Source organism: Micromonospora sp. NPDC049799 (assembly GCF_040656655.1).
GTDB lineage: Bacteria > Actinomycetota > Actinomycetes > Mycobacteriales > Micromonosporaceae > Micromonospora.
Map to the genome: position 1 here is coordinate 1 of NZ_JBFAMU010000443.1, position 4084 is coordinate 4084.

3 protein-coding genes are annotated in these 4084 nt (G+C 75.9%); 1 reads left to right on the forward strand and 2 read right to left on the reverse strand.

Annotated features, from left to right (window positions below):
- Positions 1-1964: bifunctional [glutamine synthetase] adenylyltransferase/[glutamine synthetase]-adenylyl-L-tyrosine phosphorylase (locus AB0I76_RS24095; RefSeq protein ID WP_357039553.1), on the reverse strand; the 1964-nt coding region annotated here is incomplete at its 3' end.
- Complete coding sequence (locus AB0I76_RS24100; RefSeq protein WP_357039555.1) at positions 1964-2731, reverse strand: type 1 glutamine amidotransferase; 768 nt, start codon at positions 2729-2731, stop codon at positions 1964-1966. The genes AB0I76_RS24095 and AB0I76_RS24100, both read right to left, overlap by 1 nt.
- A 53-nt stretch (positions 2732-2784) precedes the next feature.
- On the opposite strand from AB0I76_RS24100, the gene AB0I76_RS24105 reads away from it, so the two are divergent.
- Positions 2785-3714, forward strand: a complete 930-nt coding sequence (locus AB0I76_RS24105) for an LD-carboxypeptidase (RefSeq protein WP_357039558.1) — start codon at positions 2785-2787, stop codon at positions 3712-3714.
- Positions 3715-4084 lie beyond the last annotated feature (370 nt).

A 4084-nucleotide genomic window follows, 5' to 3' on the forward strand; every position in this document is an offset into this window, starting at 1 on the left:
AGTTGGAGGGCCGGCACCCAGCTGGCCACCCCGGTCGTCATCGCCTCGTCGATCAGCGGGGCCAGCACGTCCCAGCCCTCGGCGAGGGTGACCCGGGGGCGGGGCGTCAGCTCGCTCTCCTCGGCCAGCAGCCGCAGCGCCTCCGGCTCCCGCGCCAGCAGGTCGGCGGCGTACCGGGAGGAGGAGAGCACCCGGGCCAGCCGGCGGGCGACCGGGCCCTCGTCGCGCAGCAGCCGCAGGTACCAGGGCGTGCTGCCCAGCTTGTCGGAGACCTGGCGGTAGTTGAGCAGTCCCCGGTCCGGCTCCGGCGCGTCGGCGAACTCGCTGAGCAGCACCGGCAGCAGCGTGCGCTGGATCGCCGCGGTGCGGCTCACGCCGCCGGTGAGGGCCTGGAGGTGGCGCAGCGCCCCGACCGGGTCGGCGAAGCCGAGGATCTCCAGCCGGTGCCGGGCCGCCTCCGGGGTCAGTCGCAGCCCGTCGGCGGGGACCCGGGCCACCGACTCCAGCAGCGGCCGGTAGAGGAGCTTGGCGTGCAGCCGGCGTACGTCGGTGGCGTGGGTGACCCACTCGGCGCGGAACGCCTCGACGGCGCTGCGCCCCGGCGAGGCCGTGTAGCCGAGCGCGCCGGCCAGCCACCGCAGCGCGGTCGGATCGGTGGGCACCGTGTGGGTACGGCGCAGGCCCTGGAGCTGCAGGCGGTGCTCGACGCCGCGCAGGAAGCGGTAGCCGCGCAGGAGCGCCTCGCCGTCGGCCCGACCGACGTAGCCGCCGGCGACCAGCGCGCGCAGCGCCGGGATCGTGCCGGGCACCCGCAGCGACTCGTCGCCGCGACCGTGCACGAGTTGCAGCAGCTGCACCGCGAACTCGATGTCGCGCAGCCCGCCGGAGCCGCGCTTGATCTCGCGTTCCTGCTCCTTCGGCGGGATGTTGTCGATGATCTTGCGCCGCATCGCCCGGACGTCCTCGACCGCCTCGGGACGCTCGGCGGCCCGCCACACCAGGGGGGCGAGCTGGTCGATCCACTCCTGGCCCAGGTCCAGGTCGCCGGCGGCCGGCCGGGCCTTGAGCAGCGCCTGGAACTCCCAGGTGCGGGCCCAGCGCCGGTAGTACGCCAGGTGGCTGGCGAGCGTCCGCACCAGCGGGCCCCGGTTGCCCTCCGGGCGCAGCGCGGCGTCGACCGGCCAGGCGACCAGGCCGCAGACATGGATCAGCCGGGTCGCGACCGTGGTGGCCGCCGCGAGGTCCTCGTCGGCGGCGCCGACGAAGATGACGTCGACGTCGGAGACGTAGTTCAGCTCGTCCCCGCCGCACTTGCCCATCGCCACCACCGCCAGGCGCGGACGGGGCGTGCCCTCGGGCAGCTCGTCGAGGGCGATGTCGTACGCCGCCGCCAGGGTGGCGTCGGCCAGCGCGGACAGCGCGGCCATGGTCTGCTCCAGGCCCCGGCCCCCGGTCAGGTCGGCCGCCGCGATCCGCAGCAACGCCTGCCGGTACGCCCGCCGCAGCACCGCCACCGGCGGGCCCTCGCCGGACAGGTCGAGCCGCCCGTCGGCGGCCGGCGCCAGCCCGTCCGACGCGGTCCGCAGCGCCGGCCACTGGTCCGGGTTGGCCACCAGGTGGTCGCCGAGCGCCGACGAGGCGCCGAGCACCGCGAACAGCCGGCGGCGCAGCCCCGGGTCGTCGTGCAGGGCGTCCAGCAGCGTCGGACCGCCGTTCGGGTCGGCCCGGCGTTCCGCCTCGACGATCCGGTGGAGCTGGCGCAGCGCCAGGTCCGGGTCGGCGGCCCGGGACAGTGAGGACAGCAGCTCCCCGGCCCGCTCGTCGGTGGGCTCCTGCTCGTCCGGACGCCACAGCCCCAGCCCGTCCGGCCCCAGCAGGTCGGCCGCGCGGGACCCGCCGTCGCCCTCCGCGCCGCCGAAGCCGTACCGGGCGAGCCTGCCGGGCCCCCTGGTCGGTCGGCTCATCAGTGTCCGAGCAGGGGCAGGCTGCGGCGGGTGGCGTCGTCGTCCAGCTCGCCGAGGGCCAGCGCGGCGAACCGGGCGGCGAACGGCTGCCAGACCTCCTCGACGTCGACCATCACCGCGTCGCAGGCGGCCACCACCAGCTCCGGGTCGTAGCCCAGCTCGGCCAGCAACTCGGAGCCGCTGGCCCAGTCGGCGATCATCGCGGTGTCGCACTCGATGTGGAACTGCAGACCCCACGCGCGGTCGCCGAGGCGGAACGCCTGGTGCGGGTAGCGGGTCGAGGCGGCCAGCAGGGTGGCGCCGGCGGGCAGCTCGGTGATCTCGTCGGAGTGCCACTGGAGCACGTCCGGGATCAGCGGAACGTAGCGGAACAGGGGGTCCCGCTCGGCGGCGTCGCGCCGGCCCACCACGCCGGGGCCCACCTCGGGCCCGGACGGGCTGCGCTCGACGGTCCCCGCGTGCGCGGTGGCCAGCAGCTGCGCACCGAGGCAGACCGCGAGGGTGGGGACGCGGTGCCGGACGGCCTTGCGGAGCAGCCCTTCCAGGGCCGGGAACCAGGGCGCGCCGGGCGAGCCGTCGGTCCGCGGGTACGCCTGCTGGTCGCCGCCGAGCACCACCAGCGCCGACCAGCCCTCCAGGTCGGCGGGCAGCTCGTCCCCGGCGTGCGGGCGGACCACCCACAGGTCCAGGCCGGCCTCGGCCAGCCACTCCCCCAGCCGGCGCAGGTCGTCGGTCGGGTCGTTCTCGATCACCAACGCGGTTGCCACGACGTCGAGGCTATCCCCTACCCGCGGCCGGGAGCTGACTAGGCTCGTCGGCTGTGATCACCGACGAGGTCCTCCGCCCGCCAGCGCTGCGCCCCGGCGACACGGTGATGCTGGTGTCCCCGTCCGGGCCGACCAACCCGGAGCGGGTGGCCCGGGGCGTGGAGCTGCTGACCGGCTGGGGCCTGCGGCCGGTGCCCGCCCCGCACGCGTACGCCCGGCAGGGCTATCTGGCCGGCGCGGACGAGTTGCGCGCCGCCGACCTGAACGCGGCCTTCGCCGACCCGGACGTGCGCGGGGTGATCTGCACGCGGGGCGGCTACGGGGCGCAGCGGGTGGTGGACGCGATCGACATGGCGGCGGTCCGGCGGGACCCGAAGGTGGTGGCCGGCTTCTCGGACATCACCGCCCTCCAGTTCGCGCTGTGGCGGGGCGCCCGGCTGGCCACCGTGCACGGACCGGGTGCCGCCTGGCGGGACGAGCGGACCCCGCTGGACTCGGCGGAGTCGCTGCACCGCGTCCTGACGGTCGCCGAGCCGGTGACCGTTCCCGCCATGGACGGGCAGGAGACCTCGGCCGTACGCGTGCCGGGGCGGGCGGAGGGTCGACTCCTCGGCGGCAACCTGTGCCTGGTGGTGGCGTCGCTGGGCACCCCGGACATGCCCGACCTGACCGGGGCGGTGCTGCTCGTCGAGGACGTGCAGGAGCCGCCGTACAAGGTGGACCGGATGCTCACCCAGCTGCGCCGGGCGGGCGTCCTGGACGGGCTGGCCGGGGTGGCGGTCGGCCAGTTCACCGGCTGCGCCGACGGCTGGGCGGTCGACGTGGCCGACGTGCTCACCGACCGCCTGGGCGACCTGGGCGTACCGGTGCTGGGCGGTCTGCCGATCGGCCACGGCCCCGGCCAGCTCACCGTGCCGGTGGGCACCGGGGCCGTCCTCGACGCCGACGCCGGCACCCTCACGGTCTCCCCCGCCGTCCGCTGACCGCCCCACCCCGCCAGAACACGGTTGATCAAGAGGTTTGCGTCAGCGGAGGGCGCGCCCGTGACGAAAACCCCTTGATCAACGGGAGGGGAGTGGGGGCGTGACCGGTTTGTCCCTGTCCTCGGGGCGAATTGCCAGCTCGCTGACAGGGTCGCCACGGGTTTCCTCCAGCCGCGCTGGTCACCGTCGGTGAGGTCATCGCACCACCCACCGACGATCCGGAGGACGACATGTCCCGCATGATGACGAAGAAGCGCCTGCTGGTCGGGCTCGCCGCGGCCGGCGTGCTCGGCGTGGGCGTCGCGGCGCCGACCGTCGCGATGGCGGCCGACAACGGGACCCCGTCGCCGAGCGCCAGCGCCGGCGAGGG